The organism is Streptomyces sp. NPDC093225, from assembly GCF_044753805.1.
Lineage (GTDB): Bacteria > Actinomycetota > Actinomycetes > Streptomycetales > Streptomycetaceae > Streptomyces.
This window is the reverse complement of the sequence record NZ_JBIVNX010000015.1, coordinates 17674-34831: the sequence shown is the minus strand read 5'-3', so window position 1 is coordinate 34831 and position 17158 is coordinate 17674. Positions and strand designations below refer to the sequence as shown.

At 72.4% G+C, this 17158-nt stretch carries 16 protein-coding genes and 1 tRNA gene; 7 read left to right on the top strand and 10 right to left on the bottom strand.

What is annotated here, in order from left to right; all coding sequences use genetic code 11:
* Positions 1-230: 230 nt before the first annotated feature.
* Positions 231-2498, top strand: a complete 2268-nt coding sequence (locus ACIQCH_RS16175; RefSeq protein WP_402581315.1) for a transglycosylase domain-containing protein — start codon at positions 231-233, stop codon at positions 2496-2498.
* A gap of 78 nt (positions 2499-2576) precedes the next feature.
* Here the strand turns inward: ACIQCH_RS16175 and ACIQCH_RS16170 are convergent, their stop codons facing one another.
* Positions 2577-3041 carry a GatB/YqeY domain-containing protein gene (locus tag ACIQCH_RS16170; RefSeq protein WP_402581314.1) on the bottom strand — a complete coding sequence of 155 codons (465 nt, stop codon included), beginning with the start codon at positions 3039-3041 and terminating at the stop codon, positions 2577-2579.
* Between the two features lie 155 nt (positions 3042-3196).
* Between ACIQCH_RS16170 and ACIQCH_RS16165 the strand changes: the two genes are divergently transcribed.
* Positions 3197-4135, top strand: coding sequence for a metallophosphoesterase (locus ACIQCH_RS16165; RefSeq protein ID WP_402581313.1), 939 nt, complete (start codon positions 3197-3199; stop codon positions 4133-4135).
* A gap of 99 nt (positions 4136-4234) precedes the next feature.
* A tRNA-Pro gene (locus ACIQCH_RS16160) sits at positions 4235-4308 on the top strand.
* A gap of 226 nt (positions 4309-4534) precedes the next feature.
* Here the strand turns inward: ACIQCH_RS16160 and ACIQCH_RS16155 are convergent.
* Complete coding sequence (locus ACIQCH_RS16155) at positions 4535-5533, bottom strand: LuxR C-terminal-related transcriptional regulator (RefSeq protein ID WP_402581312.1); 999 nt, start codon at positions 5531-5533, stop codon at positions 4535-4537.
* Positions 5534-5712: 179 nt separating this feature from the next.
* Between ACIQCH_RS16155 and ACIQCH_RS16150 the strand changes: the two genes are divergently transcribed.
* The 3 genes from ACIQCH_RS16150 to ACIQCH_RS16140 all read left to right on the top strand — a co-directional run bounded on the left by ACIQCH_RS16150 (position 5713) and on the right by ACIQCH_RS16140 (position 9086).
* Positions 5713-6120: a hypothetical protein gene (locus ACIQCH_RS16150; RefSeq protein ID WP_402581311.1), complete on the top strand. Its 408-nt coding sequence runs from the start codon at positions 5713-5715 to the stop codon at positions 6118-6120.
* Positions 6121-6377: 257 nt separating this feature from the next.
* A complete protein-coding gene (locus ACIQCH_RS16145; protein WP_402581310.1) occupies positions 6378-8168 on the top strand; it encodes a prolyl oligopeptidase family serine peptidase in 1791 nt (596 codons plus the stop codon).
* A gap of 141 nt (positions 8169-8309) precedes the next feature.
* Positions 8310-9086, top strand: a complete 777-nt coding sequence (locus ACIQCH_RS16140; RefSeq protein ID WP_402581309.1) for an SURF1 family protein — start codon at positions 8310-8312, stop codon at positions 9084-9086.
* A gap of 27 nt (positions 9087-9113) precedes the next feature.
* Here the strand turns inward: ACIQCH_RS16140 and ACIQCH_RS16135 are convergent, their stop codons facing one another.
* The 7 genes from ACIQCH_RS16135 to ACIQCH_RS16105 all read right to left on the bottom strand — a co-directional run bounded on the left by ACIQCH_RS16135 (position 9114) and on the right by ACIQCH_RS16105 (position 15347).
* Positions 9114-10214, bottom strand: a complete 1101-nt coding sequence (locus tag ACIQCH_RS16135) for a hypothetical protein (RefSeq protein ID WP_402581308.1) — start codon at positions 10212-10214, stop codon at positions 9114-9116.
* A 107-nt stretch (positions 10215-10321) separates the two neighbouring features.
* Positions 10322-10996, bottom strand: a complete 675-nt coding sequence (locus ACIQCH_RS16130) for a SigE family RNA polymerase sigma factor (RefSeq protein ID WP_402581307.1) — start codon at positions 10994-10996, stop codon at positions 10322-10324.
* A gap of 195 nt (positions 10997-11191) precedes the next feature.
* Positions 11192-12271, bottom strand: a complete 1080-nt coding sequence (locus ACIQCH_RS16125; RefSeq protein WP_402581306.1) for an aspartate-semialdehyde dehydrogenase — start codon at positions 12269-12271, stop codon at positions 11192-11194.
* Positions 12268-13551 carry an aspartate kinase gene (locus ACIQCH_RS16120; protein WP_402581305.1) on the bottom strand — a complete coding sequence of 428 codons (1284 nt, stop codon included), beginning with the start codon at positions 13549-13551 and terminating at the stop codon, positions 12268-12270. Before ACIQCH_RS16120 ends, ACIQCH_RS16125 begins: the two co-directional genes overlap by 4 nt.
* Positions 13552-13696: 145 nt before the next feature.
* Positions 13697-14353 (bottom strand): DUF5063 domain-containing protein, encoded by a 657-nt coding sequence (locus ACIQCH_RS16115; RefSeq protein ID WP_402581304.1) that lies wholly within the window; start codon positions 14351-14353, stop codon positions 13697-13699.
* Positions 14346-14945, bottom strand: coding sequence for a recombination mediator RecR (gene recR, locus ACIQCH_RS16110; RefSeq protein ID WP_402581303.1), 600 nt, complete (start codon positions 14943-14945; stop codon positions 14346-14348). The genes ACIQCH_RS16115 and recR overlap by 8 nt, the downstream gene beginning before the upstream one ends.
* Before the next feature lie 57 nt (positions 14946-15002).
* Positions 15003-15347: a YbaB/EbfC family nucleoid-associated protein gene (locus ACIQCH_RS16105; RefSeq protein WP_030199447.1), complete on the bottom strand. Its 345-nt coding sequence runs from the start codon at positions 15345-15347 to the stop codon at positions 15003-15005.
* Between the two features lie 363 nt (positions 15348-15710).
* Between ACIQCH_RS16105 and ACIQCH_RS16100 the strand changes: the two genes are divergently transcribed.
* Positions 15711-16451, top strand: a complete 741-nt coding sequence (locus ACIQCH_RS16100) for an SLATT domain-containing protein (RefSeq protein ID WP_402581302.1) — start codon at positions 15711-15713, stop codon at positions 16449-16451.
* Between the two features lie 43 nt (positions 16452-16494).
* On the opposite strand, the gene ACIQCH_RS16095 is transcribed toward ACIQCH_RS16100, so the two are convergent.
* Entirely contained in the window at positions 16495-17145 is a 651-nt protein-coding gene (locus ACIQCH_RS16095; protein ID WP_402581301.1) for a hypothetical protein, read from the bottom strand.
* Between the last annotated feature and the right edge of the window lie 13 nt (positions 17146-17158).

The following is a 17158-nucleotide window of genomic DNA, read 5'->3' as shown; positions in this document are numbered from 1 at the left end:
GAGTGACGCGGCGACATGACGGGCCATTCCGGCGATTCGGGACAAGCCGGTCGACTCACAAGGGGCACCGCGCGACGGATGCGGGGCATTCGGACATATGTCCACCCGCTTCGGAAAGGGTGAATGTCATGCCGAAGGGTTGATCTCCCCCCGCACTGCTGTGACAGTTGGGAGCAGCTTAGGCCAAGGCATGCACGCGTGTCCGGGGAATGAGAACGTAGGCTTCCCCCATGCCAAAGAAGCGCTCGGGCGGAGGTCTCACCGGGACCCAGCAGGCCGCCAAGTTCCTCGGGGTGTCCGCGCTGGCCGGCGTCGTGCTCGCCGGCATCGCGATTCCCGGTGCGGGCGTGCTCGGTCTCGCGGCCAAGGGCACGGTCGACGGGTTCGACGAGATTCCCGCCAACATGAAGACCCCGCCGCTGAGTCAGCGCACGAACATCCTCGACGCCGAGGGCGGTCTCATCGCGACCGTCTACTCGCGGGACCGGAAGGTCGTACCGCTCACGGCCATCTCGCCGTACATGCAGAAGGCGATCGTCGCGATCGAGGACTCGCGCTTCTTCGAGCACGGGGCGATCGACGTCAAGGGCATCCTGCGCGCGGTCAACCGCAACGCGCAGGAGGGCGGCGCCGCGCAGGGCGCCTCGACACTCACGCAGCAGTACGTGAAGAACGTCTTCGTCGAGGAGGCCGGCGACGACCCGACCAAGGTCGCCGAGGCGCAGCAGAAGAGCCTGGGCCGCAAGGTGCGCGAGCTGAAGTACGCGATCCAGGTCGAGGAGGAGCTCGGGAAGAAGAAGATCCTCGAGAACTACCTCAACATCACCTTCTTCGGGCAGCAGGCGTACGGCATCGAGTCCGCCTCCCAGCGCTACTTCAGCAAGCCCGCCCGCGACCTGACCCTGGCGGAGTCCGCCCTGCTGGCCGGACTCGTCCAGTCGCCGAGCCGGTACGACCCCGTCAACGACACCGAGGAAGCCACCAAGCGCCGCAACACGGTGCTCCAGCGCATGGCGGAGGTGAAGGACATCTCGCAGGCCGAGGCCGACGCGGCCAAGGCCACGCCCATCAAGCTGAAGGTGACCAAGCCCAAGAACGGCTGCATCACGGCCGTCAGCGGCGCCGGCTTCTTCTGCGACTACGTGCGCGCGGTGTTCCTCTCCAACCCCGTCTTCGGCAAGACGCGCGAGGAGCGGGCCAAGGTCTGGAACCGCGGCGGCCTGACCGTCCGCACCACCCTGGACCCGCAGTCCCAGGAGTCGGTCAACGCCTCCATCAAGGACCACGTCAACCAGGACGACAAGGTCGCCACCGCGGTGACCCTCGTCCAGCCGGGCACCGGCCGGATCCTCGCCATGGGCCAGTCGAAGCCGTACGGCTTCGGCACGAACGAGACGCAGATCAACTTCTCCGTCGACAAGCGCATGGGCGGATCGAGCTTCGGTTTCCCGACCGGTTCGACGTTCAAGCCCTTCGTGGCGGCCGCCGCCATCGAGCAGGGCGTCTCGCCCGGCAAGGTGTACGCGTCGCCGCACGACATGCCGTACCCGAGCCCGGTGCAGAGCTGCAGCGACACGCCCTGGATCAACACCGGCGACCAGGTCGAGAACGAGTCGGAGTCCGAGGTCGGCCCGTACGCGCTGCGCGAGGCGATGGCCAAGTCGGTCAACACCTACTTCGTCGAGATGATCAGCGACATCGGCCTCTGCCCGGTGACGACCATGGCGAAGAAGCTCGGCGTCATCCCCGCCAACGGCGAGAAGCTGAAGGAGGTGCCCTCCATCGCGCTGGGCACCGAGGGCATGTCCCCGCTGACCATGGCCAACGCGTACGCGACCTTCGCCAACCGCGGCACGTACTGCACCCCCGTCGCCATAGAGTCGATCACCGACCCGCACGGCAAGGCCATCGCGGTGCCGAAGTCGCGCTGCGACCGGGTCATGTCCGAGAAGACCGCCGACACGATCAACACGCTGCTGCGCGGCGTGGTCGACTCCGGCACGGGTGCGCAGGCGGGCCTGAGCGACCGCGACAGCGCGGGCAAGACGGGTACCACCGACTCCCGCTACAACGCCTGGTTCGTGGGCTACACGCCGAACATGGCGGGCGCGACCTGGGTCGGCTCGGGCGGCGCCAAGCAGATCTCGATGGAGAACATCTACATCGGCGGCCAGTACTACGAGAAGGTCTACGGCGGTGGCGTCCCCGGCCCCATCTGGCGTGACGCGGTCTCGGGCGCACTGGCCGGGCGCGAGGTCATGCAGTTCGTGACCGTCCCGCTGCCGGAGTCCCCGGACCCGGCGGGCGGCAGCAAGGGCAAGGGCAAGAACAAGGGCAAGAAGCACAAGCCCGGCCGCGGCGACGACAAGCCCGGTCGCGGCGGAACCGGTGGCGACACCGGCGGCACCGACTCCGGTGGCGCCGACGGCGGCGGGGACGGCGGGATCACCTTCCCCGACCTCCCCACCGACCCGGGCCTGATCGGCGGGACCCCGTAGGACGCGGGGACACGACGAAGGGAGGGGCGCTCCGGCCTGCCGGCCGGGGCGCCCCTCCCTTTTCCGCTCTTCTCCGTCTCAGCCCGCGAGCAGCTGCTTCACGACGGCGGCCACCCGGCCGCCCTCGGCCAGGCCCTGCACCTTCGGGTTCACGATCTTCATGACGGCACCCATGGCCCGCGGCCCCTCGGCGCCGGCGGCCTTGGCCTCCTCGACGGCCTGGGCCACGATCGCGGTGAGCTCGTCGTCGCTGAGCTGCTTGGGCAGGTAGTCCGCCAGGACCTCGCCCTCGGCCAGCTCGCGCTCGGCCTGCTGGGGACGGCCGCCCTGGGCGAAGGCGTCGGCGGCCTCGCGGCGCTTCTTCGCCTCCTTCGCGATCACCTTGAGGATCTCGTCGTCGGAGAGCTCGCGCGGCTCCTTGCCCGCGACCTCCTCCTTCGTGATCGCGGTGAGGGTGAGGCGGAGCGTGGCCGAGCGGAGCTCGTCACGCGCCTTGATGGCGGTCGTGAGGTCTTCCTGCAGCTTGGACTTGAGGCTGGTCATGGGTCGAGTCTGCCAGGTCGGGCCCGGTCGGCGCCTACCTGTTTCCCCCCGGCCGCGCCGAGGGAGGCGCGGCCGGGGGCAGGACGGAGGAGGCCCGGCCGCCCCGTGGCGCCGGGCCGTCCGTCGCACCGCGCGGGGTCTGCGACGATGTCCCCATGCGCGCGCGTTACGGACTCCCCCTGAAGGTCACCGCCGGAATCGCAGCCGCGGGGGCGGTCGGCGTGGCGTACGCCGCCGGCTTCGAGGCCAGGTCGTTCCGGCTCCGCCGGGTCACCGTCCCGGTCCTGCCGCGCGGCATGCGCCCGATCCGGATCCTCCAGGTCTCCGACATCCACATGGTCGCCGGGCAGCGCAAGAAGCGCGCCTGGCTGCAGTCCCTGGCCGGGCTGCGCCCCGACTTCGTCGTGAACACCGGCGACAACCTCTCCGACACCGAGGGCGTGCCGGAGCTGCTCGACGCGCTCGGGCCGCTGATGGACTTCCCCGGCGTCTACGTCTTCGGCTCGAACGACTACTACGGGCCCCGGCTGCGCAACCCCGCCCGCTACCTGCTGGAGAAGGCCCAGGGCAAGCACGGCCTGAACGGCAACCCGCCGGTCGTGGGCGCCGTCCACAACCCGTGGGAGGACATCCGGGACGCCTTCGACGCGGCCGGCTGGGTGAACCTCACCAACGCGCGCGGCCGGCTGAAGCTGCCCGACCTCGAGCTGGCCTTCACCGGCCTGGACGACCCCCACATCAAGCGGGACCGGTACGAGCGCGTGGCCGGCGGTCCGGAGGCGGACGCCGACTTCTCGATGGCCGTGGTGCACGCCCCGTACCTGCGCACCCTCGACGCCTTCACGGCCGACGGGTACCCCCTGGTCCTGGCCGGGCACACCCACGGCGGGCAGCTGTGCATCCCCTTCTACGGGGCGCTCGTCACCAACTGCGACCTCGACACGGACCGGGTGAAGGGCCTGTCGACCCACGAGCTCGCGGGCAACCGGTCGTACCTCCACGTCTCGGCCGGCTGCGGCACGAACCGCTTCACCCCGGTCCGCTTCGCCTGCCCGCCCGAGGCCACCCTGCTCACCCTCACGCCCGCCTCGTAGCCCCCGCCGCGGGCCCGCCGAAAACCGGATTTCGTCTCAGCGCGAGGGTCCGCTAAAGTAATCGATGTCGCCAGGGCCGAGAGGTCGCAAGGCGGCGATCGGGGTGTAGCGCAGCTTGGCAGCGCGCTTCGTTCGGGACGAAGAGGTCGTGGGTTCAAATCCCGCCACCCCGACAGAGTAAGACCAGGAAGGGCCTGATCCACTGAGTGGATCAGGCCCTTCCTGCATTTCCGACGGCCTTCGGGTGGGGCGGGCCGGGCGGGGTCACCTGCACGACCACGCCTCCTTCCCTCCTCCCGCGCCGCCCGGCCCCGCCCCGTCGGCCGTTGCGCCGGCGCCGGGCGGGGACGACCCGCCCGGCGATCTCGGCGGGGCGTACGACAGCGCCGGGCCGGGGGGCTACTCCGCGTGGGGGAGCCAGCCGCGCTGGACGGCGCGGACGCCGAACTCGAAGCGACTGCGAGCGTTCAGACGGTCCATCAGGTCGTTCGCGAACCGTCGGGCGGTGCGCGGGGAGACGCCGAGCCGCTTGGCGATGGCCTCGTCCGTCAGGCCCTGGGAGAGCAGTCGGATGACGGTGTTCTCCTGGGCCGTCAGGGTGCCCTCGTCCTTCGGGGCGGAGGGGACGCCGAGCGGGGTGGCCGCGGACCAGACCGTGTCGAAGAGGGCGCACAGCGCGGTGAGCGTGCCCTGGCCCGTCAGGACCACCGCGCCGGCGGCGCTGTCGTCGCTGCTGACGGGGATGACGGCGGTGGACCGGTCGAAGATGATCAGCCGGGTGGCCAGCTCCGGCGCGGTGCGGACCTCGCCGCCGAGCTCGGTGAGCCAGGTCGCGTAGGCCACGGTGCCCTGGCTGTTGCGGACGCTGTCGAGGAAGAGCGAGCGCATCCGCACGCCGCGGTCGAGCAGCGCGAGGTCGTTCGGCTTCGAGGCCTCCAGGCTCTCGGGGCGGTGGCCGCCGCCGGGCGCGAAGGTCATGAGCTCGCCGCGGACCTCGCGGGCCAGGGTCGAGATCCGGTCGCGGATCGCGTCGAGGCCCACGAGCTGTTCCACCCCGGGGCTGGCCGAGGTCGGCGAGAGGTCCGCGAACTCGGCGATGAGCTGGGTCGCGGCGGCCCGCGAGGCCTCGATGCGCTGCTGCTGGGCCGCCAGCTCGGCCTGCTGGCGGGCCATGAGGAGTTCCATGCCGATGTCCGGCGACACCGCGCGCAGCTGCCCCTGGCGTTCGTACGACGGCCGGACCAGGGCCAGTTCGCTCAGGGTGTCCAGGCTGCGCCGGACGGCGTCCTCGGAGGCGCCCAGCCGGTCGGCGAGGGCCAGTACCCCCTCGTCCGGATGGGCCAGCATGGTGCGGTAGACGGCCTCTGCCGTCGCGTCGAGGCCAAGAGTGGCGAGCACAGCGGTTCCCCCCGTGTGAGCCCTGCGGTTCGTTCCTGCGAGCGTTAATTGATCAAGGTCGTACGCATCGTCGCACGCGTCCCGCGGCGGGACCAGCGGTGTGGACGGTTCCGGCCGGGGCCCGAAGTGTCCAGCTTGCCACTATGTGCACGCGAGCCGGGCTTGGGCACAGTGCGTGCATGTACCTCATCCACGCCGCTCTCCGCGCCCCCTCGGCGGCCGACCGACTCCCCTCCGACTGCGCCGACGCGGTGCGCGCACTGGCGCGGTCCGACACCCCGGTGGAGCACGTGAGCGCCCACCCCGACGCCCGGCCGGACCCGGTGCTCGGGGTCTACGTGCTGGCCGGCAGCCTGCGCGAGGCGGAGGACCGTACGGCGGCGCTGTGCCGGCGCGCCCTGCGGGAGCTGCCGGCGCTGCGCGGCTGGGCGGTGGGGCGGGTCGGTGCCCCGCTGGTCGCGCCGTACTACGAGCGGCTGCTGGAGACCGTCCCCGCCGGCCCCGGCCCCGGCCCCGGCCCCAGCCCCGCTGGACGGAATCGTCCAGGACCGTTTCCGTCCAGCCGGAAGCCCTTCCGACCGTCCTGACCTGCGACGAAGCTAGTGAACACCGGAAGGGGCCAGCGACAGCGGCCCGGCCGGGACACCGGAGGAAGCGTCACCGCGGGACGTGGCTCCGGAAGGCGTCCAGCACGTTCCGACTCCCGAAAAGGACCACACCATGCTTCGCACCCACCTCGTCCGGGCCGCCGCGGTCTCCGCCTCCCAGTCCACCACCGCCTGGGAGTAAGTCCGGGCCCTCCGGTCGGCCCGGCCCGCCCGTCCGCAGCGGACACAATGGGCCCATGACCACCGATGACACGACCATGCCGGACTGGGAGAAGCGCTTCCGCGCCCCGCGCGTCGGCCTCCCGGAGTGGGCCGAGGACGCTCCCGACCGCTCCCTCTTCGTCTCCAACGCCACGGGCACGTTCGAGCTCTACGCCTGGGACCGGGCCACCGGCGCCCGACGCCGGGCCACGGACCGCCCCAACGGCACGACCGACGGCACCCTCTCCCCCGACGGCGAGTGGATCTGGTGGTTCTCGGACACCGACGGCGACGAGTTCGGCGTCTGGCTGCGCCAGCCCTTCGGGGGCGGCCCCGACGAGCCCGCCACCCCCGGCCTCGCGCCCTCCTTCCCCGCCGGCCTGGCGATCGGCCGTGACGGCAGCGCGGTGGTGGGCCGCTCCACCGACGAGGACGGCTCGACGATCCACGTCTGGCGCCCGGACCGGGCGCCGGTGGAGATCTACCGGCACCGCGAGTCCGCGGGCGTCGGCGACCTCTCCCGCGACGGCACCCTGCTCGCCGTCGAGCACACCGAGCACGGCGACGCCATGCACTCCGCGCTGCGCGTGCTGCGCCTCGACGGGTCGACCGTGGCCGAGCTCGACGACACCGCCGGCGGCACCGAGGAACTGGGCCTGGAGGTGCTGGGCTTCGCCCCCGTCGCCGGCGACACCCGACTGCTGATCGGCCACCAGCGGCGCGGCCGCTGGGAGCCGATGGTCTGGGACGTGGCCACCGGCGACCAGACCGACCTGGTCCTCGGTCTGCCAGGCGACCTGAGCGCCGAGTGGTATCCGGACGGCTCCGCCCTGCTGATCGAGCACAGCTTCGAGGCACGCAGCGAACTGTGGCGCTACGAGCTCGCCGACGGCGGGCTGGCCCGCGTGGACACCCCCGCGGGCACGGTCTCGGGCGCCACGGCCCGCCCGGACGGCACCGTCGAGTACCTGTGGTCCTCGGCCGCGCAGCCGTCCTCGGTACGGTCGACCACCGGCGGCGTCGTCCTGGAGGCGCCCGGCATGAAGGCCCCCGGCTCGCGGCCGGTGGAGGACGCGTGGGTCGACGGCCCGGGCGGCCGCATCCACGCGCTCGTGCAGCGCCCGGTGGACGGCGAGGGCCCGTTCCCGACGGTCTTCGAGATCCACGGCGGCCCGACCTGGCACGACAGCGATGCCTTCGGGGCGGGTCCGGCGGCCTGGCTCGACCACGGGTTCGCCGTGGTCCGCGTCAACTACCGCGGGTCCACCGGCTACGGGCGGGAGTGGACCGACGCCCTCAAGCACCGGGTCGGCCTGATCGAGCTGGAGGACATCGACGCCGTACGGGAGTGGGCGGTGGCGGCGGGGCTGGCGGACCCGCGCCGGCTGGTGCTCTCGGGCGGTTCCTGGGGCGGCTACCTGACGCTGCTCGGCCTCGGTACGCAGCCGGAGGCCTGGGCGGTCGGGCTGGCGGCGGTACCGGTGGCGGACTACGTGACGGCGTACCACGACGAGATGGAGGCGCTGAAGGCGCTGGACCGGACCCTGTTCGGCGGCACCCCCGAGGAGGTCCCCGACCGTTTCACGGCCTCGTCCCCGCTGACGTACGTCGACGCCGTCCGCGCTCCCGTCTACATCGCGGCCGGCGTGAACGACCCGCGCTGCCCGATCCGGCAGATCGACAACTACGTGGACCGGCTGGCCGCGCGCGGGGCGGTGCACGAGGTGTACCGCTACGACGCCGGGCACGGTTCGCTGGTCGTCGAGGAGCGCATCAAGCAGCTGCGGATGGAGATCGAGTTCGCGCTCGCGCACCTGCCGCGGTGACCGCCACGCCCGGCCCGCGGTGACGCTCCGCCACCGGACGGGTGTTTCACGTGAAACACCCGTCCGGTGACGGTCCGCGCACCGGGTGGGCGCCGCAGACCCGGCGCCGGTGAGCCGGTGCGCCCCCCGTACCGTGGAGGGGTGCACCGGTTTCTGCTGACCCCGCGTTGGTGGGGGATCAACCTCTTCGTCGTGCTGGCCGTCCCCTTCTGCCTGTTCATGGGCTCCTGGCAGCTCGGCCGGTTCGAGGACCGCGTCGACAGCCACCGCGAGGCCGCGTCCGCCCGGCCGGTCACCGAGCAGACGGCCGAGCCGCTGGACACGCTGCTGCCGGTGGACAAGAGGACCTCGGGCCGGCTGGCGAGCGTCACGGGTACGTACGCCGACCAGTTCCTGGTACCGGACCGGACGCTCGACGGGCGCACCGGGCACTACGTGCTGACGCTCCTGAAGACGGCCGGCGGCAGGGCGGTCCCGGTCGTGCGCGGCTGGCGTCCCGGCCCCGCGCAGGGCACGGGCCCCGCGGCTCCGGCGGGCCGGGTGACGGTGACGGGCGCGCTCCAGGCGTCGGAGACCTCCACCTCGCCGGGCGTGCACGCGGAGGGCGGCCTGCCGGCCGGGCAGCTGGGCGTGATCGCGGCGGCCTCGCTGGTGAACCTCGTGCCGTACGAGCTGTACAACGCGTGGCTGACGGTGCCGACGGCCTCGGCGGGGCTCACGCCCGTACCGGCGGTGGCGCCGGCCGACACCGGCCTGGACCTGAAGGCCTTCCAGAACCTCGGCTACACCGGGGAGTGGTTCGTCTTCGCGGCCTTCGTGCTGTTCATGTGGTTCCGGCTCTACCGCCGCGAGGTGGAGGCCCGGCGCGACGCCGAGGCGGGCCTGCTGGCCGAGCCGGCGCAGCAGCCGGTGGGCTGACCCGCGGCGCCCGGCGGGCGTCGCGGGTCACTCGAACGCGGGCGGGGCCGGGAGGATGCCGGTGCGGTAGACCGTGCCGGAGCAGGCGTTCGGGATCGTGGCCGAGGCCACCGGGGCACCCGGCTCCGCGACGTGCGTGACCTGCACCGAGCCCGGCTCCGCGGTGGTCGTGTCCGGGGCCGCGTCCACGTCCCCGTCCGACGGCGTGGCGCCGTCCTCCAGCGGGTCGGGATCCGTGGACCCGTCGGTACCGCCGTCCGTCGTACCGCCCGAGGGGGAGGCACCGGGGGTCGGGTCCGGGGTGGGGCAGGCCTGCGCAGGCACCCAGGCGAACCGCACCTCGTACCCGTCGTTGGGCCGCAGCATCAGCTGCGCGATCTCCTGGGACGGGTCCGGCAGGCCGGGGGCCGCGTCGCCCGCGGTGTGGTCGAGGACGGTGACGGCCTTCTGGCCGGCACCGAGCGCGCTCACGGACCCGCCGCCGACCACGCACTTGTTCTGCGAGACGTTCGTGATGCGGAAGGTGCCGTAGACCTTGCCGTCGGCGTCGGGCGTCCGGGCGTCCTCCACCGCGACGCCGAGCTGGTCCGCCTGGCAGGCCGGGGTCCCGGGCGGAACGGAGGCGGGACGGTTCGGGTCCACGCCGAGGCCTCCCGAGCCCGTGCCGCCGTCGCCGGAACCGCCGTCGGAGCCGCCGGAGGTACCCGGGCCGGTCCCGCGCCCCTTGCCGGTGTGGTGCTTGGAGCCCTTGCCCTTGCCGTTCGACACGCGGGTGGTGGGCCACGTCGAGGGCCCGTGGACACCGGGTCCGGTCAGGTCGGGATCGGTCGTGCCGCCGGGGCCGGTCCGGGTCTTCTCGCCGTGGCCCGCCATGGCGGAGTGGTCGACACCGGAGTCGTCGGGGGTCTGCGCGACGCGGAAGAAGGCCGGCAGCGCCGCGCCCACGAGCAGTGCGGCCGCGGCTCCGACGAGGGCCTGCCGCTTGCGGGCCCGGCGCCTGGGGACCGCGACCCGCAGCCGGTCCAGCGCACCGTCGGCGGGTTCCAGGTCCGCCACGGCACCTTGCAGCAGGCCGCGCAGGTCCAGCTCGCTCTCGGGGCCGGGACCGGGGCTGTTGCTCGCGTTCACGGTGCCGCTCTCGCTCGGGTTCGGTTCGCTGGGGTTCGGTTCGCCGGGAGTCGGTCCGCCGGGAGTCGGTTCCGGGGACGGCGGAAGGGCCGGGGGGCCGGTCCGGCTCATGACGTGGCCTCCATCGACACGCGCAGGGCCGCGATGCCGCGGGACCCGTAGGCCTTGACCGACCCCAGGGATATCCCGAGGGTCTCGGCGACCTGCGCCTCCGTCATGTCCGCGAAGTAGCGCAGCACCAGCACCTCGCGCTGGCGGCGCTGCAGGCCCTTCATGGCGCGGATCAGCGCGTCCCGCTCCAGCTGGTCGTACGCGCCCTCCTCGGCGCTGGCCATGTCGGGCATCGGCTTCGACAGGAGCTTGAGGCCGAGGATGCGCCGGCGCAGCGCCGAGCGGGACAGGTTGACCACGGTCTGTCTGAGGTACGCCAGGGTCTTCTCGGGGTCGCGGACCCGGCTGCGCGCCGAGTGCACCCGGATGAACGCCTCCTGCACCACGTCCTCGCAGGAGGCGGTGTCGTCCAGGAGGAGGGCGGCGAGGCCGAGCAGCGAGCGGTAGTGCGCGCGGTAGGTCTCGGTGAGGTGGTCGACGGTGGTGCCGGCCGTCACGGCATCCGCGTTCGTGGTGCCCTCGGCGCTCTCACGCGGTGCCGGCACGAGGCCCGACCGGGTGGAGGGCACAGGTGCCATCACGGGCATCCCGCCGGGCATTCGGGGTCGCCTGAGCGGCGCCACGATCGTGCTGCGTACCGGTGCGTATGCGATATCGAGGACCTCTGCCACGCCAGTTGGACACGCATTCCCCCGTCAGGGTTGTACGCATCGGGCGCCATATTTGACGGCGGGTCGAAAACCCTCATGCGCAACCACTCTTCCCAATTGCCCCATTTATCCGGCGGCAGTCGGGCCGGCACCTTGATCAGGGATCACACAGATCCTACAAAGGAGCACAGGATCGCGCCTCGGCCAGGCCGTCCTTTATGCGGACGCGCTTTCGGCGGCGAGCAGTTCCGCGATGTGGGCCGCGTTCAGGGCGGCCCCCTTGCGCAGATTGTCCATGGAAACGAAGAATTCCAGTCCGTGCGGATCGTCCAGCGACCGGCGCACCCGCCCCACCCAGGCCGGATCCGTACCCACCGCGTCCGCGGGTGTCGGGAACTCCCCCGTCTCGGGATCGTCGACCAGCACCACGCCCGGCGCGGCCGCGAGGATCTCGTGCGCCCGGGCCACGTCCACCTCGGCCTCGAAGACGGCCCGTACGGACAGGGAGTGGCCGGTCACGACGGGGACGCGGACGCAGGTGACGGACACCGGCAGCGCGTCGAGCCCGAGCACCTTGCGCGTCTCGGCGCGTACGGCCATCTCCTCGGACGACCAGCCGTCACCGGCCGGAGTCCCGGACCAGGGCACGACGTTGAGCGCCAGCGGTGCCGCGAACGGGCCCAGGTCGTCGCCGACGGCCCGGCGCACGTCCCCGGACTGCTCGCCCAGGCCGTCGGTACGGGCGACCACCGCGAGCTGCCGGCGCAGCGCGGCCACCCCGGCGCGGCCGGCGGCGCTCACCGCCTGGTACGAGGACGCCGTCAGGCCCGTCAGGCCCAGTTCGGCGTGGAGGGGGGCCACCGCGACGGCGAGGGCGAGGGTGGCGCAGCCGGGCCCGGACACGATGCCGCGGGGCCGGTAGTGCGCGGCGGACGGGTTGAGCTCGGGGACCACCAGGGGGACGTCGGGGTCCGTGCGGAAGGCCCCGGACTGGTCGACCGCACACGCCCCGCGCGCGGCGACGAGCGGGGCCCAGCGGGCGGAGACCTCGTCAGGGGTCACGAAGACCACCACGTCGCCCGGCCCGAGTCCGTCGAAGGCGTCCTCGGTGAGCGCGAGCACCTCGGTCTCCTCGCCCCGGACGGCCAGCCGGCGGCCGGCCGATCGGGACGAGGCGATCAGGCGGATGCCGCCCCAGACGTCCGCGCGCTGGGACAGGATCTGGAGCAGGACGGAACCGACCGCTCCGGTCGCCCCGACGACGGCGAGCGCCGGGGCGGACCGGGTGGGGGTCATCGCCCGGTGCCTCCGTAGACGACGGCCTCGTCGCTGTCGGAGTCCAGGCCGAACGCGGTGTGCACCGCGCGGACGGCCTCGTTGACGTCGTCCTGGCGGGTGACGACCGAGATCCGGATCTCCGAGGTGGAGATCAGCTCGATGTTCACGCCCGCGTCGGACAGCGCGGTGAAGAAGGAGGCGGTGACGCCCGGGTTGGTCTTCATGCCCGCACCGACGAGGGAGATCTTGCCGATCTGGTCGTCGTAGCGCAGGGACTCGAAGCCGATGGCCTCCTTGGCCTTCTCCAGGGCGTCGATGGCCTTGGAGCCCTCGGTCTTGGGGAGGGTGAAGGAGATGTCGGTCAGACCGGTCGACGCGGCCGACACGTTCTGCACGATCATGTCGATGTTGATCTCGGCGTCGGCGATCGCCTGGAAGATCGCCGCGGCCTCGCCCGGCTTGTCCGGGACGCCGACGACCGTGACCTTGGCCTCGGAGACGTCGTGGGCGACTCCGGAGATGATGGCGTGCTCCACCTGCTCGTCCCCTTGCAGTTCTGCGGGCTTCTCGTTGCTGACCCAGGTGCCGCGCAGTCCGGAGAAGGACGAGCGGACGTGGATCGGGATGTTGTAGCGGCGCGCGTACTCGACGCAGCGGTGCAGCAGCACCTTGGAGCCGGAGGCCGCCAGCTCCAGCATGTCCTCGGAGGAGATCCAGTCGATCTTCCGGGCCTTCTTCACCACGCGCGGGTCGGCGGTGAACACGCCGTCCACGTCGGTGTAGATCTCGCACACTTCGGCGTCCAGCGCCGCGGCCAGCGCGACGGCCGTGGTGTCCGAGCCGCCGCGGCCGAGGGTGGTGATGTCCTTCGAGTCCGCCGACACGCCCTGGAATCCGGCGACGATGGCGATGTTGCCCTCGTCCAGCGCGGTGCGGATGCGGCCGGGCGTGACGTCGATGATGCGGGCTTTGTTGTGGACCGAGTCGGTGATCACACCTGCCTGGCTACCGGTGAACGACTGGGCCTCGTGGCCCAGGTTTTTGATCGCCATGGCCAGCAGGGCCATGGAGATCCGCTCTCCGGCGGTCAGCAGCATGTCGAATTCACGCCCGGTCGGCATCGGAGATACCTGCTCGGCGAGTTCGATCAGCTCGTCCGTCGTGTCGCCCATCGCCGACACCACGACGACCACTTGGTGGCCGTTCTTCTTGGCGTCCACGATCCGCTTGGCGACGCGCTTGATGCCCTCGGCATCGGCTACGGAGGAGCCTCCGTACTTCTGCACGACAAGGCCCACGTGCGCTCCTCGCTCGGTCCATTACTGCGGTACGACCGCCCTCGACGGTCCGGACCAGTCTAACGAGGGACCGGATGGCGATCCGGGCGTGTCACATCATGAGATCCGATCTTCACCAAGTGGGCGTCGGGGGCTCCGGGCGCGTTCAGCGGCCCTTCACCCCGAGCGGACCGGCGATCTCCTCCGCCATGACCCGGCCGGCCTGCTCCACGAGGTCGTCCTCGGCCAGGTCCTCGTCGGTGTCCAGTCCGTGCAGGTCCTCCAGCGGCTGGTCCAGCCGTACGTGCGCCACGACCGACTGCAGCGCGCGCAGGGCGGCCGAGGCCGTCGGTCCCCAGTTGGTGAAGTACGAGAACTGCCACCACCACAGCGCCTCGGTGACCCGGCCCGACCGGTAGTGGGCCAGCCCGTGCCGCAGGTCGCTCACGATGTCCGCCATGTCGTCGGACAGCCGGTGCGCGACCGGCGCCTTGCGCGGCTCGTACGGGTCGAAGACCTCGGAGTAGACGTCCACCGGGTCCAGCAGGACCGCGTACCGCTCGCGCAGGTCGTCCACGTCGGCCTCGGGCCCGAGGTCCGGCTCGTACCGCTCGTCGGGCAGGACGTCCTCGTGCGCACCCAGCCGCCCGCCGGCCAGCAGCAGCTGGGAGACCTCCAGCAGCAGGAAGGGCACCGCGCTGTCGGGGTCCTCGCCCTTGGCCACCTCGGTGACCGCGACGATGAAGGACTCGACGGAATCGGCGATCTGGACGGCGAAGTCGCCCGGATCCTGGCCCACGGCGTGCAGGGTTGCGTCAGACATCGAGTAGTCGCCTTCCTTCAAAGGCCCGCCCGAGCGTGACCTCGTCCGCGTACTCCAGATCTCCCCCGACGGGGAGTCCGCTGGCCAGGCGGGTGACCTTGAGGCCCATCGGCTTGATCATCCGGGCGAGGTAGGTGGCGGTGGCCTCGCCCTCCAGGTTCGGGTCCGTGGCCAGGATCAGCTCCGTGACCGCGCCGTCGGCCAGCCGCGCGAGGAGCTCGCGGATGCGCAGGTCGTCCGGGCCGACGCCCTCGATGGGGCTGATGGCCCCGCCCAGGACGTGGTACTTGCCCCGGAACTCACGGGTCCGCTCGATGGCGACCACGTCCTTGGGCTCCTCCACCACGCAGATCACCGACAGGTCCCGGCGCGGGTCGCGGCAGATGCCGCACTGCTCCTCCTGCGCGACGTTCCCGCACACCGCGCAGAAGCGGACCTTCTCCTTGACCTCCAGCAGCGCGTGCGCCAGCCGGCGCACGTCCGCGGGCTCGGCCTGCAGCACGTGGAAGGCGATCCGCTGGGCGCTCTTGGGCCCGACACCGGGCAGCCTGCCCAGTTCGTCGATCAGGTCCTGGACCACGCCTTCGTACAACGGACTCTGCCTTCTTTCGGTGCTGCTTCAGGGGTACGACGGTAGTGCCGGAAAGGGTCAGAACGGCAGACCCGGGATGCCCGAGCCGCCGCCGAGGCCCTGGGCCAGCGGCCCGAGCTTCTCCTGCTGCAGCGCCTGGGCGTTCTCGTTCGCCGCCTGCACCGCCGCGACGACCAGGTCGGCGAGGGTCTCGGTGTCCTCCGGGTCCACCGCCTTGGGGTCGATCACGAGGGCCCGCAGCTCGCCGGAGCCCGTCACCGTGGCGGTGACGAGGCCGCCGCCGGCCTGACCCTCGACCTCGGTGGCGGCCAGCGCCTCCTGGGCCTTGGCGAGGTCCTGCTGCATCTTCTGGGCCTGCTTGAGCAGCTGCTGCATGTTGGGCTGCCCACCACCGGGAATCACGGTCACTCGCTCCTGTCTCTTGCGGTCAAACCGAGCCTACGTGCTCCCCGCGCGGCGCGCCCTACGCCGTGAGGACCAACTCTTTCGAGTGAAGGTCGGGCCGTCCCCGTGCCCGATCGACACCTCCTTGCGGGCGGAATTCCCGTGATTCGTTGCCCATACCCCGCCGTTCGACGGTAGGAAGGGCTGTCGCATCATTGCGGTCACGGCCGATCGTTGCGTTCGGACCGTCCCGCGACCGTCCAGGCCCGGTCACGCGCACCACGCACCACGCGAGGCGTGCGCCGCCGTGCCGGCACGCGCTTGCGCGCACCGCGGTCACACGCACCACCGTCACGTCAGCGCAGGCAGAGGGAGTGCCGGGTGAGCCAGCCGGAAATGCAGCCCGAGGGGCCGCCCCGGGACCCGCGGGAGGAGGGCGGCCCGAAGCCCGAGGACCTCACCGGCCGCCCGTTCCCGCTGGGCGACTGGGGCGAGCCCGCGGAACGCCTGGACGAGCTCTACCGGTGGGTCGAGGCCGATGCCCTGCGCACCGCCGAGTGGTACCTGGCGGACCGCGCCTGGAAGCGGCGCGGGGCCCGGGTACTGCGCGGAGCGGCCGCGGCGGGCGCGGTGACGGGGGCGATGCTGCCGCTGACGGAGCTGACCGGGCTGCTGGCCGACGGGGCCTCGTACGGCTACCTCGCCCTGCTGCTGGCCGCGGCGGCACTGGCCTGCGACCGGTTCTTCGGCCTCACCTCGGGATGGATGCGGGACGTGGCCACCGCGCAGGCGGTGCAGCGGCGCCTGCAGACGCTCCAGTTCGACTGGGCCTCGGAGAACGTGCGCGAGGTCCTCGGGCCGACGGAGGGCACGGCGAGCGAGGCGGCGGAGCGCTGCCTGACCGTGCTGCGGCGGTTCTCCGAGGACGTGACGGAGCTGGTGCGCTCCGAGACGGCGGACTGGATGGTGGAGTTCCGCTCCGGTCCGGCTCCGCTGGTGACGCAGTCGATCGGCGCGGTCTCGGCACGGCCGGAGGGCGGCCCGCAGCCGGCCCGCTTCCCGCTGCCGCCGGGGACCCGGCCGAACATGCCGCGCCAGCGCCCGCCCGAGCAGCCGCGCTGACGGCCGGGGCGGGCGCCGTCCGCACCACCCCGGCCGCAGCCGCTCAGCTGAAGATGATCATCGAGCCCTGACCCAGGCTCCTGGTGGCGGCCGCGTGCAGGCCCAGCCACACGTGCCGCTCCCGCGCGAACGGGCTCTCGTCGTACGGAATGGGCCCCGCCGGCTCCTCGAGGGACGTGGGGCGGCCCGGGGGCGCGGGCGGCGCCGGCGGGTTGGCCGGGTCGATGCCGATGGCCGGCGCGACGAACTGCAGCTCGCGCAGCAGACCGTGCGCGGAGCCCAGCGGGCCGCCGCCCGCGAGCAGCTCCTCGTTCGCCAGCGGCACCGGGAAGTCCACCGGCACGTACGCGCCGGCGTGGTCGTAGTGCCAGACCAGGTGCGACTGCTGCGCGGTGGGCTCGAACATCTCCAGCAGCTGCTCGTAGTCGCCGCCCAGCTCGTCCACCGGCGTCACCGGCAGTCCGCAGACCTGCAGCAGGTACGCCCGGCGCAGGAAGTGCAGGGCGTCGTAGTCGAAGCCGGCGACGGGGGCCACGTCCCCGGACAGGCCGGGCATGTACGCGAACACGGGCACCGGTGGCAGGCCGGCCTCGCCCAGCGCGTTGTCGTAGGCGGCGATCTCTTCCGCGAAGGGGTTGTCGGGGCTGTGGCACAGCACGTCGACAAGGGGGACCAACCACAGGTCACAGGCCACACGGGCTCCCATC

Bases quoted from the DNA above. Each gene is read 5' to 3' on its own strand.
- ACIQCH_RS16125 (WP_402581306.1), bottom strand. From the start codon at position 12,271: ATGACCCCCACCCGGTCCGCCCCGGCGCTCGCCGTCGTCGGGGCGACC.
- ACIQCH_RS16145 (WP_402581310.1), top strand. From the start codon at position 6,378: ATGACCACCGATGACACGACCATGCCGGACTGGGAGAAGCGCTTCCGC.
- ACIQCH_RS16165 (WP_402581313.1), top strand. From the start codon at position 3,197: ATGCGCGCGCGTTACGGACTCCCCCTGAAGGTCACCGCCGGAATCGCA.
- ACIQCH_RS16115 (WP_402581304.1), bottom strand. From the start codon at position 14,353: ATGTCTGACGCAACCCTGCACGCCGTGGGCCAGGATCCGGGCGACTTC.
- ACIQCH_RS16175 (WP_402581315.1), top strand. From the start codon at position 231: ATGCCAAAGAAGCGCTCGGGCGGAGGTCTCACCGGGACCCAGCAGGCC.
- ACIQCH_RS16170 (WP_402581314.1), bottom strand. From the start codon at position 3,041: ATGACCAGCCTCAAGTCCAAGCTGCAGGAAGACCTCACGACCGCCATC.
- ACIQCH_RS16150 (WP_402581311.1), top strand. From the start codon at position 5,713: ATGTACCTCATCCACGCCGCTCTCCGCGCCCCCTCGGCGGCCGACCGA.